The sequence below is a fragment of the Streptomyces sp. NPDC047982 genome (assembly GCF_043204165.1).
In the GTDB taxonomy this organism is placed as follows: domain Bacteria; phylum Actinomycetota; class Actinomycetes; order Streptomycetales; family Streptomycetaceae; genus Streptomyces.
Map to the genome: position 1 here is coordinate 153,406 of NZ_JBIDBS010000010.1, position 17,795 is coordinate 171,200.

General features: G+C 71.2%; 17 protein-coding genes and 2 pseudogenes. 7 read left to right on the top strand and 12 right to left on the bottom strand.

Annotation, left to right across the window (positions count from 1 at the left end):
- Positions 1–278 precede the first annotated feature (278 nt).
- Positions 279–1,286, bottom strand: a complete 1,008-nt coding sequence (locus tag ACGF2V_RS15210) for an aminoglycoside phosphotransferase family protein (RefSeq protein WP_362705994.1) — start codon at positions 1,284–1,286, stop codon at positions 279–281.
- Positions 1,287–1,443: 157 nt separating this feature from the next.
- Positions 1,444–2,271 carry a M23 family metallopeptidase gene (locus ACGF2V_RS15215; protein WP_362621648.1) on the bottom strand — a complete coding sequence of 276 codons (828 nt, stop codon included), beginning with the start codon at positions 2,269–2,271 and terminating at the stop codon, positions 1,444–1,446.
- 122 nt (positions 2,272–2,393) lie between these two features.
- Between ACGF2V_RS15215 and ACGF2V_RS15220 the strand changes: the two genes are divergently transcribed.
- Positions 2,394–2,621 (top strand): hypothetical protein, encoded by a 228-nt coding sequence (locus tag ACGF2V_RS15220; protein WP_362621650.1) that lies wholly within the window; start codon positions 2,394–2,396, stop codon positions 2,619–2,621.
- 139 nt (positions 2,622–2,760) lie between these two features.
- Here ACGF2V_RS15220 and ACGF2V_RS15225 read toward each other — a convergent pair whose 3' ends face one another.
- Together ACGF2V_RS15225 and ACGF2V_RS15230 are read right to left on the bottom strand one after the other, a co-directional pair.
- Positions 2,761–4,143 (bottom strand): dicarboxylate/amino acid:cation symporter, encoded by a 1,383-nt coding sequence (locus tag ACGF2V_RS15225; RefSeq protein ID WP_362705991.1) that lies wholly within the window; start codon positions 4,141–4,143, stop codon positions 2,761–2,763.
- Between the two features lie 458 nt (positions 4,144–4,601).
- The gene (locus ACGF2V_RS15230) at positions 4,602–4,898 is read right to left on the bottom strand and encodes a DUF4229 domain-containing protein (RefSeq protein WP_362621654.1); all 297 of its coding nucleotides are present in this window, start codon (positions 4,896–4,898) and stop codon (positions 4,602–4,604) included.
- Positions 4,899–5,003: 105 nt separating this feature from the next.
- Between ACGF2V_RS15230 and ACGF2V_RS15235 the strand changes: the two are divergent.
- Positions 5,004–5,261: pseudogene (locus tag ACGF2V_RS15235) on the top strand (DUF4158 domain-containing protein); the annotation flags it as partial.
- Between the two features lie 7 nt (positions 5,262–5,268).
- Positions 5,269–5,382: pseudogene (locus ACGF2V_RS15240) on the top strand (Tn3 family transposase); the annotation flags it as partial.
- A gap of 48 nt (positions 5,383–5,430) precedes the next feature.
- Here the strand turns inward: ACGF2V_RS15240 and ACGF2V_RS15245 are convergent.
- From ACGF2V_RS15245 to ACGF2V_RS15255, 3 genes are all read right to left on the bottom strand, one after another.
- A complete protein-coding gene (locus ACGF2V_RS15245) occupies positions 5,431–6,156 on the bottom strand; it encodes a dienelactone hydrolase family protein (protein ID WP_362621656.1) in 726 nt (241 codons plus the stop codon).
- Positions 6,157–6,466: 310 nt separating this feature from the next.
- Positions 6,467–7,630 (bottom strand): aminofutalosine synthase MqnE, encoded by a 1,164-nt coding sequence (gene mqnE, locus ACGF2V_RS15250; protein ID WP_362621658.1) that lies wholly within the window; start codon positions 7,628–7,630, stop codon positions 6,467–6,469.
- A 149-nt stretch (positions 7,631–7,779) separates the two neighbouring features.
- Positions 7,780–8,235, bottom strand: a complete 456-nt coding sequence (locus ACGF2V_RS15255) for an Lrp/AsnC family transcriptional regulator (protein WP_073787137.1) — start codon at positions 8,233–8,235, stop codon at positions 7,780–7,782.
- 132 nt (positions 8,236–8,367) lie between these two features.
- Here ACGF2V_RS15255 and ACGF2V_RS15260 point away from each other — a divergent pair, with 132 nt between their 5' ends.
- A complete protein-coding gene (locus ACGF2V_RS15260) occupies positions 8,368–8,502 on the top strand; it encodes a hypothetical protein (protein ID WP_362621660.1) in 135 nt (44 codons plus the stop codon).
- A gap of 61 nt (positions 8,503–8,563) precedes the next feature.
- Here the strand turns inward: ACGF2V_RS15260 and ACGF2V_RS15265 are convergent, their stop codons facing one another.
- From ACGF2V_RS15265 to ACGF2V_RS15280, 4 genes are all read right to left on the bottom strand, one after another.
- Positions 8,564–9,247: a UbiX family flavin prenyltransferase gene (locus tag ACGF2V_RS15265; RefSeq protein ID WP_362621771.1), complete on the bottom strand. Its 684-nt coding sequence runs from the start codon at positions 9,245–9,247 to the stop codon at positions 8,564–8,566.
- A gap of 413 nt (positions 9,248–9,660) precedes the next feature.
- Positions 9,661–10,581: a menaquinone biosynthesis prenyltransferase MqnP gene (mqnP, locus tag ACGF2V_RS15270; RefSeq protein WP_362621662.1), complete on the bottom strand. Its 921-nt coding sequence runs from the start codon at positions 10,579–10,581 to the stop codon at positions 9,661–9,663.
- Positions 10,578–12,035 (bottom strand): menaquinone biosynthesis decarboxylase, encoded by a 1,458-nt coding sequence (locus tag ACGF2V_RS15275; protein WP_362621664.1) that lies wholly within the window; start codon positions 12,033–12,035, stop codon positions 10,578–10,580. Before ACGF2V_RS15275 ends, mqnP begins: the two co-directional genes overlap by 4 nt.
- A gap of 178 nt (positions 12,036–12,213) precedes the next feature.
- Entirely contained in the window at positions 12,214–12,402 is a 189-nt protein-coding gene (locus ACGF2V_RS15280; RefSeq protein WP_362705989.1) for a hypothetical protein, read from the bottom strand.
- Positions 12,403–12,436: 34 nt separating this feature from the next.
- Between ACGF2V_RS15280 and ACGF2V_RS15285 the strand changes: the two genes are divergently transcribed.
- From ACGF2V_RS15285 to ACGF2V_RS15295, 3 genes are all read left to right on the top strand, one after another.
- On the top strand, positions 12,437–12,841 hold the full coding sequence (locus ACGF2V_RS15285) for a PLD nuclease N-terminal domain-containing protein (protein ID WP_362621666.1): 405 nt from the start codon (positions 12,437–12,439) through the stop codon (positions 12,839–12,841).
- A gap of 344 nt (positions 12,842–13,185) precedes the next feature.
- On the top strand, positions 13,186–15,420 hold the full coding sequence (locus ACGF2V_RS15290) for a hypothetical protein (protein ID WP_362705987.1): 2,235 nt from the start codon (positions 13,186–13,188) through the stop codon (positions 15,418–15,420).
- The gene (locus tag ACGF2V_RS15295) at positions 15,413–16,984 is read left to right on the top strand and encodes a hypothetical protein (RefSeq protein WP_362705984.1); all 1,572 of its coding nucleotides are present in this window, start codon (positions 15,413–15,415) and stop codon (positions 16,982–16,984) included. The genes ACGF2V_RS15290 and ACGF2V_RS15295 overlap by 8 nt, the downstream gene beginning before the upstream one ends.
- 203 nt (positions 16,985–17,187) lie before the next feature.
- Here the strand turns inward: ACGF2V_RS15295 and ACGF2V_RS15300 are convergent, their stop codons facing one another.
- Positions 17,188–17,715, bottom strand: coding sequence for an SRPBCC domain-containing protein (locus ACGF2V_RS15300; RefSeq protein ID WP_362621672.1), 528 nt, complete (start codon positions 17,713–17,715; stop codon positions 17,188–17,190).
- Positions 17,716–17,795: the final 80 nt, after the last annotated feature.

The window sequence follows — 17,795 nt, forward strand, 5'->3', positions numbered from 1 at the left end:
CCGACGTCACACCGCCGACGTCACGCCCCTGACGCGACGGCTCCGCCGCCACGGGCATCGCGTTCGGTGTCCGCGTCGCCCTCGGGGTTCGGATACGCCGGGGCCACAGGGCGCACGTCGTGCTGTGCGCCGCGGGCTCCCGGCGTACGGGCCGGGCGACCCGTTGAAGGGTACGCAGGTGGACACCATGCGCCGCTCGGGCGTGTTGACCGAGGCCGCGATCGCGGCGTGCCCGGGCTCACTTCGCGACCGGAACGCGGGCGCGAGGAGCGTACGGATCAGCCGAACCGGCCGAACAGGCACGCGACGTAGTCTTCCAGGCGTGCCGCGAGCACGTCGGGGGTGAGATCGGTCCGTCCGAGTTCCCGCCACGGAGCCGCGAGCTTCTCCGCGTCCGGCGCGTAGGCGAGTGCGTCCAGCAGCCGCCAGTACAGGTGGTCCGCGTCGTCGTCCGCCAACCGCCCGCCCGCACGCGTGTATTGACCGGCGAAGCTCACGCCGGCCGGTACGCCGTGCAGCAGCGCCAGGGCCGTCGAGCAGTGGGCGACGTCCAGGTCGGCGGGGCCCCACGAGGTCTCGACCCAGTCGACGACCCCGCTGATCCGGAGCTGCGCCCCACCGCTGTCGCGCCCGCCGCGGTCCACCCCGGCGTGGTCCGCCCCGGCGTCGGTGAAAAGCACGTTGCCCGGGTGGAAGTCGCGGTGCAGGAATCGCGGCACGTACGACGGCGGCTCACGGCGGATGACGTCGACCGCCGCCCGCCAGAGTCCCGCCCGCCCGGTCGCCGGGGGCACGTGGACCCGGTCCGGCGCGGTCCACGCCTGGTACGCGCGCGGCCGGGTCGTGTCCGTCACCCGTACCGCATGGATGTCGGCCAGCTGTCGTGCCAGCAGCCCGATACGCTCCTGCGCCCCGGCGTCGTCGACCCGGACCCGGCCGGGCAGCAGGGTCATCAACAGCGAGGGGTGGTCGCAGTGTTCGGCCATGGCGTCGACGGCCACCAGCCGCGCGGCCGGGACATCGGTGCCGTCCGCCAGCAGCCTCAGGACGTCCGCCTCGCGGGTGAGCAGCCCCGGGGCGTGCCGTACGTAGAACGGCTTGACGAAGGACCGCAGCGCGAGCGCCCGCGCACCGTGCGGTCCGGCGACGTCCAGTCGGCGCATCCACGAGGTCCAGCCGCCGCGCAACTGCTCGACGCCCTTGATGCGTTCGCCCGGCGCGAGGGTCTTCTCCACCCACGCGCGCGTCGCCGCCCAGCCGGAACGGCGGTCCACCCCTTCGCTCATGTTTCGAGCCTACCGACGGGGCCTGCGCGGCGTCCGGGCTTCCGGGGCGCCCGGGCTTCACGGGACGCCCGGGCTTCCGGGACGTCCACCCGTACGGGAGGGGCCGCGCATGCGCCCGGGACGCGCGGCGTCGCCCGGGCGGATGCGCGGCCCGCCATCAGCAGTTGGGAATCACCGTGCCGTTGTTGTCACGGGCCTCGTCGTTCCCCCAGCGGGACAGGTAGTACGCCGAGACGTACGCGCCGCGTCCGTTCTTGCCCGAGTACACCGTGTCCAGGTCGGTCTTCAGCCACCAGTGGTTGTAGCTGGAGCCGGAACCGACCTGGGCTCCCCACACCTTGCAGTACACGTAGTTCGTCCCCGCGTTGAGGATGCCCTGCGGGTCGGACGTGTTGGGGGCCGCGTATCCCGTGGCGTTGGAGAAGGTGTCCACCCAGTACTTGCCGGTGCCGCCGCCGCTACAACCGTTGTCGCTGGTCAGGTACTTGCTGTGGTAGGAGCCGGGATACGGCGCCAGGGACTGGCCGTTGATCGCGATGGGCTGCCCGACCCCGTTGTACAGCTGCTCGTAGTGGATGTGGGCGCCGCTGCTGTTGCCGGTGGAACCGGTGGTGCCGATCTGCTGCCCCTGCGACACGGACGCGCCGTCGGCGACGGAGTACGAGGCGAGGTGGAAGTAGTAGGTCTTCCAGCCGCCGCCGTGATCGATGACGATGTAGTTGCCCGCCCCGCTGGGCTGGGAGTAGCGGTATGCGGTCCCGCCGGACGAGGCGAGGACGGGGGAGCCGGCCGTGGCGCCGCCGTCGGTGCGTATGAAGTCGAGGGCCTGTCTGACCTCCGCCGAGTGGTGGCCGTAGGTCCAGGTCTGGCCACAGGGGAACGGTGCCTTGAAGTTGGGGGCCGCTGCGGCGGGGGTCGCGGTCAGCAGTCCCGCGACCAGGGCCACCAGGCCCAACAGGGCAATACGTATCGAGCGCGTGCGCATGCGCGGATGTCCTCCGAGTCGGGATCCGGATGTGGGGGGTGGCGTCGATGTGTGGAACGGGGCAAGCGTGCCGGACGTCCTTGTTCCGCAGTAGACCCACAGGACCCAGTCCTGGGCCCAAAGTGGGCCCTGGACTGGGCCCGGAGCGGCACTTCGGCTTCACGGACCCCCTCGCCGAACAGTTCGGTCCGCCCGCGGATCCCGACGGCCCGCTCTCCCGGGCCCGCTCGGTCCGGATCACCCGTGACTATGTCGCGGCCTTCCTCGGCCTGCAGCTGAAGGGCCGGCACCAGCCGCTCCTGGGCGGCCCCACACCGACCAACCCGGAGGTCGTCTTCCAGCAGCCCTGACCGCGGCACCCGGCCCGCACCGCGGTGTCTGGCCGCGACGACCGCCGTACCCGCCCCGCACAACGCTGCGGGCCTCTCCCCGACCGGAGGAGAGGCCCATGGGCGCAGGAAAGACCCGCGCGCGGCAAGCGATCGTCGGCTACGCGGTGACCGGCACGCGCTGCGGCTCGGCGTCGCGCGCCTCATAGTCGCCGGAACCGTCGGCGCCGCCGGAGCCGTCGCCCAGGGAGGACGAGGCCGTGGCGTACGCCTCGTGGTCGAGGATCTTCTCGCGCGCCGAGACGATCACCGGGACCAGCGCCTGACCGGCGACGTTCGTGGCAGTCCGCACCATGTCCAGGATCGGGTCGATGGCCATGAGCAGACCGACGCCCTCCAGCGGGAGGCCCAGCGTCGACAGCGTCAGGGTCAGCATGACCGTCGCGCCGGTGAGACCGGCGGTGGCCGCCGAACCGATCACCGAAACGAACGCGATCAGGACGTAGTCACCGACGTTCAGCTGCACGTCGAAGATCTGCGCGATGAAGATCGCCGCGAGCGCCGGGTAGATGGCGGCGCAGCCGTCCATCTTGGTGGTCGCGCCGAACGGGACCGAGAAGGACGCGTACTCCTTCGGGACGCCGAGGCGCTCGGTGACCTTCTGGGTGACCGGCATCGTGCCGACCGAGGAGCGGGAGACGAAGGCCAGCTGGATCGCCGGCCAGGCGCCCTTGAAGAACTGGAGCGGGCTGAGCTTGGCGACCGTGGCGAGCAGCAGCGGGTACACACCGAACAGCACCAGGGCGCAGCCGACGTAGACGTCGACGGTGAACGTCGCGTACTTGCCGATCAGGTCCCAGCCGTAGTCCGCGATCGCGTAGCCGATGAGGCCGACGGTGCCGAGGGGGGCGAGCCGGATGACCCACCACAGGGCCTTCTGGAGGAGTTCCAGGACGGACTCGCTGAGGGTGAGGATCGGCTGGGCCTTCTCACCGAGCTTGAGCGCGGCGATACCGGCGACGGCGGCCATGAACACGATCTGGAGCACGTTCAGTTCGGTGAACGGGGTGATCACGTCGCTCGGGATGATGCCGGTGAGGAAGTCGAGCCAGGATCCGGCGTGCTCCGGCAGCTTGCCGTCCTTCGGCGTGAGGCCGGTCCCGGCACCCGGGTTGGTCACCAGGCCGATCACGAGGCCGATCGCGACCGCGATCAGCGACGTGATCATGAACCAGAGCAGGGTGCGGGTGGCCAGCCGGGCGGCGTTGTTGACCTTGCGCAGGTTGGTGATCGAAACCAGGATCGCGAAGAAGACGAGCGGCGCGACGGCCAGCTTCAGAAGCTGGACGAAGATGTGGCCGACCTGGTCGAGCGTGGCGTGGAGCCAGTCGACGTCGTACCTGCGGGCGATCCACCCGAGGACGACGCCGAGGACGAGGCCGGCGACTATCTGGGCCCAGAAGGGGACCTTGGGTATGCGGAAGCCGGAACCGGAGCCTGACGGGCTGTCGGTCGCGGCGGCGGACGCGGGGGTCGCGGACACGGACACACTCCAGATGTGACGCATCGGGGCGCACGGGGACGCTGTGCGGCAGGACGTTGTACGGGGACGGGGGGTGCGGCGCCCGCGTCGGGGCGGCGCCGCTGCATGGTGCCGGTTCGAACGCTGTTCAGAGGCTGCGGCAACAGACCGCGTTCATGCGTGACGGCCGACAGACCGCGGACATGCAGCGGCAGAGATCAACATGCAGCCGCCCCACGAGCGGGACGCTCGCGGCTTCGTGAGGGCGTACCGCTGTCTTCATGCCCATCACGTTAACACTTGAACTTTGAGAACCTCAAAGGTCTTCTTTGGGTTCGGACACGGGGCCGGGCGCCCGCCCGCGTACGCGAACACCCGCCCCGCGTACGCGGGAACGGCGGAACCCCGGTGCCGGAGCAGCGTGCTCCGGCACCGGGGTTCCGCGAAAGGGCCCGGGAAGTGTGAGGAACCTTACGACGTCACGAAGCGGCGTTGTCCTCGCGGGTGCGGTTCTCCTCGAGGCGCCGCTTGGCCCGGTCGACCCTGGACGCGATCTGGGCGGACATCTCGTCGCGCTGCTTGCGCAGCAGCACGTAGCTGAGCGGCGCGGACAGGATCAGGGCGAGGAGGATCACCCAGAAGACGTTGGAGTCGTCGACTCCGGAAGGAAACAGGCCGAAGTGGACGGCCACGGCTGCGACGACGAGGCAGCCGACGAAGATGCTGAGGCGCATCGCGGTGTACCGAATGGTCGCGCTCGGCCTGGAAGCGGACACAAGTGGCCTCTCTCTCGACGTACGACGGTCCTGCGATCCTGCCCGACCAGTGAAGCATGCCCCGGAATCGAGCACTTCGGAGGGCCATGCCAAAGGCGTCGGCCGCGGTTTCGCACGTTCGTGCACGGGCGGGCGTGGACGCATGCCGAGGGGCCGGTGGCTCTGTTCGACCAGGCGGGGGACTGGCTGCGCCGTCACCGGGTGCTGCTGCCGGGGGTGAGCGTGCTGGCCCGGCAGGTGTCGGAGGCCCGGAAGGTTGCGGAGAAGCGGCTGCACGCCACGGTCGCGGGTGCCGCCCGCCGCGCTGACCCGGCGTTGCCGGGCGAGTGGGGGGCGACGCTCAAGACGCCGGAGGGGTCGCGTGCGGTTCTGGGGCGACGGGCTGCTCGCCTCCGTGGACGGCCTGCGGTTCGTCGTCCCCGTCCGGACCGCGAACGCGGCACCGTCGCCGAAGCACTTCGGCTTCAAGCGGGGCATCACCTGGACGAAGACGACGACGGCGGGCAGGAGTGATGATCAGGAGCCGATCGGATCAGTCCGTGACGGGCAGGCACTCGGCGAGCAGAGCGACGACGTCACGCCAGGCTCGCTGTGCGTGCCGTGGGTGGTAGCCGACGCCGGGACGCACGGTGTGGTCGACCGATGGATGGTGGAAGGCGTGAAGGGCTCCCCCGTAAACCACGAGGCGCCAGTCGACGCCCGCGGCCTCCATCTCTGCGGTGAACGCCTCCCGTTGGGCGGGCGGCATGATCGGGTCTTCCGACCCGACCCCGGCCCATACCGGGCAGCGAATGCGTGCCGCCTCGCCCGGTCGGCCCGTGGTGAGTGCGTTGACTGTCCCAATCGCGCGCAGATCGACACCATCGCGACCGAGTTCCAGTGCGACTGCACCCCCGGTGCCGTAGCCGACGGCGGCGATCCGCTCGGGGTCGGCCCGTGGTTCGGCACGCAACACGTCGAGCGCGGCGTGACCGATTCCTCGCATCCGGTCGGGGTCGGCGAGCAGCGGCATGCAACGGGCCAACATTTCCTCCGGGTCTTCCAAATAGCGTCCACCGTGGAGGTCGAAAGCCAGCGCCACGTACCCCACCTCGGCCAGAGCCTCGGCCCGGCGGCGCTCGACATCGCTGAGCCCCACCCCCTCGGGTCCGATCAGGACTGCGGGTCGGCGCTCGGCACCGGCCGGGAGCGCAAGGTATCCGATCATCGTCAGGTTGTCGGCCGGGTATTCGACCGTACGGGTTGTGACCGTCGTCATGCGACTGAACGGTATTGACCGTTGCGCCCGCTCGGGGTGGTGTTCACCGATGGCAGACAGCAGTCCGTCCCGACTACAACACCCGGACGCGTCGCCCCGAGCCGCCCGCGTTGGAGACGTCGGTCCACAGCTCGGTGATGCCGTCCCGCAGGGTGCGGTCGACCTGGGGATCCAACTCGAAAGTAAGCACCATAAGGGCCGATTAGTCATTACCTCCACCGCGCCTCACACCGCGTCCGGCACGTGAGAGAGCCCCGGCCGTGGGCTGGCCGGGGCTCTCTCACCGCTCATCGGAATCGGAACAGGGGCCTCAGACGCGCATCGGCTGCGGCGACTCGCGCCGCTCGGCGTCCGGGCCCGGGTACTCGCGAATGATCTCGTACCGGGTGTTGCGCTCGACGGGCCGGAAGCCCGCGTCGCGGATCAGGTCGAGCAGGTCCTCGCGGCTGAGCTTGTTCGGCGTGCCGTAGTTGTCCGCGTCGTGCGTGATCTTGTACTCGACGACCGAGCCGTCCATGTCGTCCGCGCCGTGCTGGAGCGCGAGCTGGGCGGTCTGCACACCGTGCATCACCCAGAAGACCTTGACGTGCGGGACGTTGTCGAACAGCAGCCGCGAGACCGCGAAGGTCTTCAGCGCCTCGGCACCGGTCGCCATCGTCGTGCGCGCCTGGAGCCGGTTGCGGACCTTGCCGTCCTTCATGTCCACGAAGTCGTGCTGGTAGCGCAGCGGGATGAAGACCTGGAAGCCGCCCGTCTCGTCCTGGAGCTCACGCAGCCGCAGCACGTGGTCGACGCGGTGCCGGGGCTCCTCGATGTGCCCGTACAGCATGGTCGCCGGGGTCTTGAGCCCCTTCTCGTGCGCCAGGCGGTGGATGCGCGACCAGTCCTCCCAGTGGGTGTCGTGGTCCACGATGTGCCGGCGGACCTCCCAGTCGAAGATCTCCGCACCGCCGCCGGTCAGCGACTCCAGACCGGCCTCGATCAGCTCGTCGAGGATCTCGGAGGCGGAGAGTTTGGAGATGGTCTCGAAGTGGTGGATCTCGGTGGCGGTGAACGCCTTGAGGGAGACCTGCGGCAGGGCCTCCTTCAGCGCGCTGAGCGAGCGCGGGTAGTAGCGCCACGGCAGGGTGGGGTGCAGACCGTTGACGATGTGCAGCTCGGTGAGGTTCTCGCCCTCCATCGCCTTCGCGAGCCGGACCGCCTCCTCGATGCGCATGGTGTACGCGTCCTTCTCGCCCGGCTTGCGCTGGAACGAGCAGTAGGCGCACGAGGCCGTGCACACATTGGTCATGTTGAGGTGCCGGTTGACGTTGAAGTGGACCACGTCACCGTTCTTGCGGGTGCGCACCTCGTGGGCGAGGCCACCGAGCCAGGCCAGGTCGTCCGACTCGTAGAGGGCGATGCCGTCCTCACGGGTCAGCCGCTCCCCCGCGCGGACCTTCTCCTCCAGTTCGCGCTTGAGCCCGACGTCCATGCGGCCTGCCTCCCAATTGTCGACGCGCTGTGCCGTTCCCGGCGACGCCGGGAATCCCTCCCCGGCGTACCGGGCCTCCCCCGTACCGGGGACCTCGCGGCGGTACCGGGCGAAACCCCCGGGTGCCCGGGGGTTCCACCACGTTACGCCTACACCTCTTCGGGGAGTTCCCCGACCCGGTTCTCCCACTTGGTGGAGAGCACGATCGTGGTACGGGTGCGCGAGACACCCTTCGTGCCGCTGAGCCGGCGGATGGTCCGCTCCAGTCCGTCGACGTCACCGACCCGCACCTTGAGCATGTACGAGTCGTCGCCCGCGATGAACCACGCGTCCTCGATCTCCGCGAGGTCCTTCAGCCGGCGCGCCACGTCCTCGTGATCGGCCGCGTCGGAGAGCGAGATGCCGATCAGGGCCGTGACTCCGAGCCCGAGGGCCGCCGCGTCGACGGTGGCGCGGTACCCGGTGATGACCCCGGCGGATTCCAGCCGGTTGATGCGGTCGGTGACGCTGGGCCCGGAGAGGCCCACCAGCCGTCCCAGCTCGGCGTACGAGGCCCTGCCGTTCTCCCTGAGTGCCTGGATGAGCTGTCTGTCCACCGCGTCCATATGACTGAAACCTTCCATTGTTCAGCAGTATCGCGAGTTTACGTGTAGAATCTAAGGCATGCAGGCTCACCCGCCTGCAAAATCTCTCGAACGTCCAAAAAACGCTTTCGAATCTTCAGGAGTGAGAACACCGTGTACTCGATCGAGATGGCCTACGCCCGTATGCGCGAGCTTCAGGACCTGGCCAACCGCTCGCGTGCCCACCAGCCCGCCGCCGCGCGCCGCATCGACCGCACCCGCACCGCACGCGCTCCGAAGAAGCGCTGACCCCGGGGCTCGGCGGACTCGCCCGGACTTCGCGGGCCAGGCGGGACTTTCGAAACACGCCCTAGTGCGACGTGCCGCGGGAGCCACTTCCGAGTTCCCCCTCCCACCGGCGGTACAGGTCGTGCGGCACCCCCGCCGCGTCCAGTGCCCGCCCCGCGACGAAGTCCACCAGATCCTGGATGTGCGTCGCCCCCGCGTAGAAGCCCGGAGAGGCGGGCAGCACCACGGCGCCCGCCTCGTCCAGGCTCACCAGATGCCTCAGCGTCTGCCCGTTCAGCGGGGTCTCCCGCACGGCGACGACCAGCTTCCGCCGCTCCTTGAGCGTCACGCTCGCGGCCCGCTGGAGCAGATCCTTCGACAGCCCGAGCGCCACCCCGGCCACGCACGCCGTCGAGGCCGGCACGATGAGCATCCCCTTCGCCGGGTACGACCCCGAGGACGGTCCCGCGCCGAGGTCACCGGCCGCCCAGTGCCGTACCCGCTCGATCTCCGCCCCGCCCACGTCGAAGGCGTGCGGCCTCCCGTCCGCCCCCCGCGCCAGCCAGGTCCGCAGGTCCTCCCGCCAGTGCGCGTCGCGGAACGCGATCCCGGTCTCGTCCAGCAGCGTCAGCCGGGACGCCCGGCTCACCACCAGATCCACGCTCTCCCCCGCGGCCAGCAGACCGCGCAGCACGGCAGCGGCGAAAGGGGTGCCCGAAGCGCCGGAAACCCCTACGATCCAAGGCTCTCGCCGCTGCTGACTCACTGAAATCCCGGATTCCACGCCCCCGAGCCTATCCGGCCGCACGGCACCGGAACCGAGCAAGGGGCGTCGGGCGTTCCGACCGACGGAAGACGGTTGAAGGATGGACCGAATCACCGGCGACACCGGGACCGGGCCGGGCGCAGGGGACCACATGACCGCATGGCCGAACCGCATGGCCGGCCCGGGCCGGGCGCAGGTATCGCGGCGGCGTTCGTCGTCCGCCGCGACGCCCGCCACCGGCCGGCGGGCCCCGGCCTGTGACGGCCGACCCCCGTGGCAACGGAAAGTACGGACGTGTGACGGCTGACTCGCGGCGGCGGGAAGCGCGGACGTGTCGACCTTCCGCGTGCCGACCGGAGTGGCCCTTGCCCTCGGTGGCCGGCCGCAGCCCTCCTGGTCGCGGCCCGACCGTGTTACACCGTCAGGCCACGCACCACGAGGTCCAGCAGGGCGCACACGAACAGAGCCATCCCGATGAACCCGTTGACGGAGAAGAACGCCCGGTTCAGCCGGGACAGGTCGTGAGGCCGCACCACCCGGTGCTCGTACACGAAGGCGACGGCGACGATCACCATGCCGATCCAGTACAGCACCCCGGCCTCGGTGGCCAGGCCGAACCAGACCAGCAGCCCGGTCGTCACCACGTGGGAGACCCGCGCCCCCCACAGCGCCGCCGGGATCCCGAACCGGGCCGGCACCGACCGGACCCCGTGCGCCCGGTCCGCCTGCACGTCCTGGCAGGCGAAGATCAGGTCGAAGCCGCCGATCCAGATCCCGACCGCGAGACCGAGGATCACCGCCTCCCACGACCAACTGCCGGTCACCGCCAGCCAGGCGCCGACCGGCCCCATGGCCTGCGCGATGCCGAGGATGGCGTGCGGGTAGGTGGTGAACCGCTTGCCGTACGGGTACACCACCATCGGCACGACCGCGACCGGCGCCAGCGCCAGGCAGAGCGGGTTCAGCAGGGCGGCGGCGCCCAGGAAGACCACGACGGCGACGAGCGCCCCCGTCCAGGCCGAGCGCACGGACACCGCGCCGGTGACCAGCTCCCGGTTCGCGGTGCGCGGATTGCGGGCGTCGATCTCCCGGTCGATGATCCGGTTGCAGGCCATCGCGAACGTCCGCAGCCCCACCATCGCGACGGTGACGAGCAGCAGCTCCGCCCAGTGGACCGACTTGTCTGCCCGGAACATCGCGGTCAGCGCAGCGATGTACGCGAAGGGCAGCGCGAAGACCGAGTGCTCGATCATCACGAGCCGCAGGAACGCCTTGACCTTGCCGTTGTTCGGCCGTACGGGCTCCGAGCCCAGTGTCGCGTCGGCGGCGCTCACAGCCCGTATTCCTTCCACCGGCGGTCGACCTTCGCAGCGGTCTCGGGGTCCGACTCGACCATCTCCGGCCAGCCCCCGTCCCGGGTGTACCCCTCCTCGGGCCACTTGCGGGTCGCGTCGATGCCCGCCTTGCCACCCCAGAACTGCTGGTAGGAGGCGTGGTCGAGGTGGTCGACCGGGCCCTCGGTGACGGTCAGGTCGCGCGCGTAGTCCGTGTTGCCGAGCGCCCGCCACGCCACCTCGTGCAGATCGTGGACGTCGCAGTCGGAGTCCACGACCACGATCAGCTTGGTCAGCGACATCATGTGCGCCCCCCAGATGGCGCTCATCACCTTCTGGGCGTGCTTCGGGTACTTCTTGTCGATCGAGACGATCGCGCAGTTGTGGAACCCGCCCGCCTCCGGCAGGTGGTAGTCCACGATGTCCGGCACGATGATCTTGAGGAGCGGCAGGAAGAACCGCTCGGTGGCCCGTCCCAGCGGCCCGTCCTCGGTCGGCGGGCGGCCCACCACGATCGACTGGAGCAGCGGACGCCGCCGCATGGTCACGCAGTCGATGGTCAGCGCGGGGAACGGCTCCTGCGGGGTGTAGAAGCCGGTGTGGTCGCCGAACGGACCCTCGGGCAGCATCTTCCCGGGCTCCAGCCAGCCCTCCAGGACGACCTCCGCCTGCGCCGGGACCTGGAGCGGCACGGTCTTGCAGTCGACCATCTCGATCCGCTTGCCCTGGAGGAACCCGGCGAACAGGTACTCGTCGATGTCCCCCGGCAGCGGGGCGGTGGAGGCGTACGTCACCGCGGGCGGCGCCCCGAACGCGATCGCGACCGGCAGCCGCTCCCCGCGCCGGGCGGCGACCTGGTAGTGGTTGCGGCTGTCCTTGTGGATCTGCCAGTGCATCCCGATGGTGCGGCGGTCGTGCCGCTGGAGCCGGTAGAGGCCCAGGTTCCGTACGCCGCTCTCCGGGTCCTTGGTGTGGGTGAGCCCCAGGTTGAAGAAGGAGCCGCCGTCCCCGGGCCAGGTGAAGAGCGCGGGCAGCCGGTCCAGGTCCACGTCGTCGCCGGTCAGCACCACGTCCTGGACCGGGGCGTTCTCCGTCTTCACCTTCTTCGGCGGCAGGTGCACCACCGAGCCGAGCTTCCCGAACGCCTCGCGCACCCCAACGAAGCCGTGCGGCAGCTCCGGCTTGAGCAGCCCGCCGATCTTGTCCCCGATGTCCGCGTACGACTTCAGCCCGAGCGCCTTGAGCAGTCGCCGGTCGGTCCCGAAGACGTTCATGGCCAGGGGCATCGAGGACCCCTTGACGTTCTCGAAGAGCAGGGCCGGACCGCCTGCCTTGTTCACCCGGTCGACGATCTCGCCGACCTCCAGGTAGGGGTCGACCTCGGCCTTGATGCGCTTGAGGTCGCCCTCGCGCTCCAGCGCCCGGAGCAGGGAACGAAGATCGTCATAAGCCATGCCGTCCAGTTTGTCATCACCGCCGCCGATCACCAGGGGTGGGCCGGTCCGGGCAGGCGGCACCAGCGGTCCGGAGCCGGGCACGAGAGGACCCGGCGGGCATCGTGGCGGGACGGCCCCGTCGTCCCGCGCAAGCGGCATGCCGACACGTCAAAGGCCGAACTCTCGACGTGCTCGTTCACGCGGCGCCCGTGTGCCGGGCACCGCCGGCGGCGTCGAAGATCTTCGCCCGGGCCTTGGCGAGTTCCTCCTCGGTGAAGCTGCCCTGCTCCTCCTCGTGACACGCCCCTGCTCGGCGCCGGTTCCGCCCGCTCGCCGTGGGCCGTCGGCGGCACCCGTTACCCTGGGCCCACACCGGGGCGGACAAGCCCCGCCAACGCTCCTCAGGGGGACCTTCCATCATGTTCCGGGCCTTGATGTATCTCCTGCCTCTGGCTCTGACGATCTACGCGTTCATCGACTGCCTGAACACTCCCGAGGACGAGGCCAAGCACCTGCCGAAGATCGCCTGGGTCTTCATCATCCTCCTGTTCTGGATCGTGGGACCGATCGTGTGGCTGGCCGCGGGCAAGATGCGCAAGGCGCCCGCCGGGGGTCGTACGCCGTCCGAATGGCACCGCAACCACCGCACGCAGTGGGTGGCCCCGGACGACAACCCGGAGTTCCTGAAGACGCTGCGCGAGGAGAACAAGAAGGACGAGTCGCTCCTCAAGGACTGGGAGGCGGATCTGCGCCGCCGCGAGGAGGAGCTGAAGCGCCGCGAGAACGGGCCCGGGCCGGAGGGGTCGACGCCGCCCGCGTCCTGACCGCACTGTTCAGGGACCGTTCGCGGTCCGACCGGTCATGACGGCCACCGCCTGCCACCCGGCACGTGGTGGCCGTCGCCGTTTCGTCCACCGGATTCTCTGATCGGCCGTCGCCGCTTCACCCACCGGGACCCATGCCCGGCCTCTTCGCGTTCCCGGCCTCTTCGTGCGCCCGGCCTCGTCGCCCGACCATGCGCGCCCACTGGCGCCCTCCGCACGCCCGGCCCCCTCGCACGCCGGATTCGCTGATCCTTCGAAAATCCTCTCCCCGCCCCAACAGCCTCCCGATACCCTGCGGTTGACGGTGTGACAGATCGGAGTGGACGACCGGACTGGGGGGTGCTGTGGACAGAGAGCTGTACGGACGTGAGGCGATACTCGGCGCCGACGGGCTCGCCGCGCGCCTGACCGGTATCGCCCCGTACGGCTCCGCCCGGGTCGCCTACGAGCACCGCGACGATCCGCCGGTCGCCGTGCTCACCGGCGGGCGCGGCATGGGCAAGACGGCCGTGCTGAAGCAGTTGCGCAGGCTGTACCGCGAGGTCACCCCGGTCGCCCTGGTCGACTGCGAGGCGGTCGTGCCGCCCGCGGACCCGGGGCCGGGCTGGACCCCGGTCACCGGTGCGCTGCCGGAACTCGCCGCCCAGTTGACGGCGCGGGTGCGAGCCGCGCGGCCGGTGCCGTTCCCCCGGCTGAGCCTGGGGCTGGTGGCGGTCGCCTCGATCTCCTGGACGCGCGAGGACGAGACCCGGGCCCAGCGGGATCTCCAGGCGCTCGGCCCGGTGCTGGCGACCGTCGACACCCGGGGCGACGCGGCGACGGGCTGGGTGACCAAGGTGCTGGCGAAGCTGGCCGCCAACGCCTTCGACGCGGTGGCCCCGCTGGCCGGGCTGGTCGCGGAGGCCACGGTCGAGACCGTACTGGAGGAGTCGTTCGGCCGGTTCCAGCGGCGTACCGCGGACTGGTACGGGAGCTATCCGCACGCCGGCGGCAACGGCCGGATCGGGCTGCGGCAGCTGGCGGTCGACTTCGAACGCGGCGGTGATCTGCGCCGCCGGGCCGAGGACCATCTGATGCTGGCGCTGGTCGCGGATCTGGTCCGGGCCTACGAGGGACTGGCGCGAGGGGCCAGGCGGGGGCGTCCGGTGCTGCTGCTGGACAACGCGCACACGGATCTCGGCCGCCGGCTGGTCGAGCCGCTGCTGCGGCGGCGGGCCGCCGGGGTGCGGGACCGGATCGCCGTGTTCGCCACCTCGCGGACCCGCGACCACGAGGGGCTGAGCCACGCGACGCGCAGGCGGCTGCCCGAGGTGGCGCACGCTTCGCACTGGGTGCGCGGTTCGGAGGTGACGTCGGGGATCCTGGCCGTGGAGCTGACGGCGCTGACCCCGGCGGACGTGCAGACCGCGTTCGACCGGCACGATCCGGTGGTCCGCGCCCCGGCCGGGCTGGCACGCGGGGTGCACCGGCTGACGGGCGGGCGCCCGCTGGGCGTGGCGCTGCTGGCGCAGGCGACGAGCGAGGCGCTGGCGCCGGGGGCCGCGCGGCCGGGGACGGGGGCGGACTCGGGGCGGCCGGGCGGGGCCGTGGGGGCGGACCTCGTGCCGGGGGCGCTGCTGGACCACGCCGTGGAACTGCGCGAGGACCGGCTCCCGGTGCGGGTGGCGGACGAACTGCTGGCGCGGCTGGTGCCCGGGCAGCAGCTCGACGTGCTGTGCGTGCTGGCCGCCGGGCACGGCGAGGAGTCGGCGCGGCTGCTGGCCACGGACCGGCTGCGCGACCGGGCGCTGGAGGGCGATGTGGCGTTGCGGGTGCGTGACGCGCTGCGGGCACAGGACTGGCCGGTCGGTCCCGAGTTCTTCGTCGCCGACCCGCTGCTGCGGGCGCTGCTGCTGCACCGGCTGCGCTTCCAGGACGACGACCACCCGCACTACGCGGTGTGGCGTGCGGTGCACGAGACGCTGCGCACCGCCTACGCGCCCGGGGGCCGGCTGCCGAGCGTCCGGCACCGGCTGCACCAGGAGCTGGTGCTGGGCAGGACCAGGGACTGCGTGACGCATCTGCGGGAGCGGTTCGCCGACGCGGAGGTGACGGACTGGCTCGACTCGCTGCGATTCATCGCCTCGGCGCCGTACCCGCGCGTGCCCGGCCGCCCGGGGCCCGACCCGCGACGGGCGGTGGCCCTCGGCCGGGAGGCGACCGACGCGCTGCCGGACGGCGAGACGGATCTCACGGGTCTCGGTGAGCGGGCCGTGGAACTCCAGTGGCGGCTGCGCAGGCTGCTGCACGCGGTGTGGCTGCTGTCCGATCCGCTGGTCCTGCCGGACGACGAGGTCGTCGAGAAGATGGCGCACGAACTGCGACAGCTCTCCGGCGCTCATCCGTCGGGCAACAGCGTGCTGTGGGACGCGGCGACGCACTGGCCTCGGGACATCAGGGCCTGGCGGCCGTTGTCCATGCCGCCGGGGGCGCCCGCCGGGTCGTCGAACGGCGCGCTCGGCCCGACGGGCGCGGCCGGCGGCACGACGTACACGGGCACACGCGGCCCGCGACGCGGGGAGGGTGGCTCGGGTGCGTAATCCACTGCGGTACCGCCTCTGGTACACGGCACGGCAGAAGGTCGTCACCTCGGTGGTGGCGGGCGCCCTGGTCGTCACGTCCGGCTGGTACGGCATCGGCCGGCTCACGGCCCCCGAGAACCGCACCTGTGTGCCGGGCGTCGAGCGTCCCCCGGGCAGCGACGAGTGCGTGGGGGTCTCCGGCGACGGCTACGACTTCGGACGACCGAAGCTCACCGAGGTCGCCAGGGCCATCGCCCGGGAGAACGCCAGACTCAAGCCCGGCCGGTACGCGACGGTCGCCCTGCTGCTGCCGCTGACGTCGAAGGACGAGGCGATGCAGACGAAGATGCAGCGCGAGCTGCAGGGCGCCTTCGCCGCGCAGTACCGGGCCAACCATCTGTCGAACGGCCAGGTGCCCGGGATACGGCTGGTGCTCGCCAACACGGGAAGCAACAACCTGCTGTGGCGGCCGACGGTGGAGCGGCTGAAGGCGATGACCGGGGCGCCGCACCATCTGCGCGCGGTGTCGGGGGTGGCGACCAGCAGTACGCAGGTCAGGAGCGCGGTCAAGGAGCTGACCGCCGCGCACATCGCGGTCGTCGGCACCACGATCACCGCCGACGACATCGCCAACGGTCCGGACGGCGACCCGTTCCCGGGCCTGGCGCGGGTCTCGCCGACGAACCGCGACGAGGCCCGGGCGCTGGCGCACTTCGGGCAGGTGAAGGCGGACAGGGCGCTGCTGGTGCAGGACACCCGTACCGGGGACCACTACACGGACACGCTGCGGGCGGCGTTCACCTCGCTGGTCGAGGGGACCCGCTACGAGCCGCAGCTGTTCACCTCGCGCAGCGACCCGAACGACGAGGGCACCACGGCCAACACGTTCCAGCAGATCACGCACCTGATCTGCGACACGGACGCGGACACGGTGTTCTTCGCGGGACGCCACACCCAGCTGCGGCAGTTCATCAACGCGCTCGGGTCCCGGGGCTGCCAGAGCCGCCCGTTCACCATCCTGACCGGTGACGAGGGCTCGTACCTCGGCAGTGACAAGAAGCTCGACCGGGGCGCGCTGCGGCGCAAAGTGACGGTCCGCTACGCGTCGCTGGCGCATCCGGACGCCTGGACGGCCACGGAGCAGAAGGGAAAGGGGAAGGCGCTCACGGGCGGTTCCCCGGCGGACTACCGGAGCTTCCTGGAGCTGCTTGCCGCGGTGGGGCGCGAGCCCGTGGGCCCGATCGGGCCGACCGCTCACCAGGACCTGACGGACGGGCAGGTCATCATCGCGCACGACGCGCTGTCGCTGGCGGTGCGCGGCATCCGGCAGGCGACCCCGGAGGGCAAGCTGCTGCCCGAGCCCGCGGACGTGGGCGAGCAGTGGCCGAGGGTGAAGGGCTCGCTGCGGGTGTCGGGGGCCGGTGGGTGGATCTGCCTGGACAACCACGGAAACCCTTACAACAAGGCGGTGCCGGTGGTGGAGCTGGCACCGGAGGACGCCCGTCAGCGGTTCGTGGCGATCGCCTGGCCGGAACGGACGCCTCCGGGCCCGAACTGCCTGCCACCGTCCTCACGGCCGTGAGCCCGCGCGGCCGTGAGCCCGTGAGCCGTGAGGCCGCGCGCAGTGGGCCCGTACGTCCGCGCGGCCGTGAGCCCGTCAGCTCGTAGTACGCCGTGAGCCCGCGCGGCCATGAGCCTGTACGCCGTGAGCCCGTCAGCCCGGACTGCCGTCAGCCCGTACGCCGCGTCGGGCCCCGCCTCGCGCCCCGGCACCCATGTCCCGGCTCACGGCCCGTCGGCCGCGTACTCCTCACGCAGTTCCGCCCACCGCACCGGCGTCCATTTCGACCAGTCGGCGGGGTAGCCGTCGAGCGCGTCCACGAGGTAGCTGAAGTGGTCGTGCCAGCCGGCGAGGGAGTCCAGGCGCAGTGCGTCGTCGCCCCGGATCTCGTTGGTGAAGCGCAGCAGCACGTGGTCGCCGCGTGGCGGTTCCAGATGGAAGCGGATACGGCCGTGCGGTCCTTCGAGGGTGTATTCGGCGACCCGCTCGACGTCCCAGGCGGTGACGGTGCCCGAGGCGACGGTGGCGTTCCCGTCCCGGTCGGTGGTCAGCCAGCGCAACGTGATCGCCCCGCCGACGCGCGGTTCGAACGTGTCGGCGGCGGCCAGCCAGCCGGGCAGCCCCTCGGCGCTGGCGACGGCACCCCACACCGTGGGGACGGGGTGCGGCAGCCGCAACAGGAACCGCAGCGTGTGCAGGTCGCCGTGGGTCTCGCTGGTGCCGTGCTCGATGACGGGGGTCGCGTCGGTCATGGTTCCAGCGTGGCCCGAGGGTGCGCGATCCGCACCCGTGCACGAGGACCGGCCCCCGTCGTCCCCGTGCGAGGGGACGA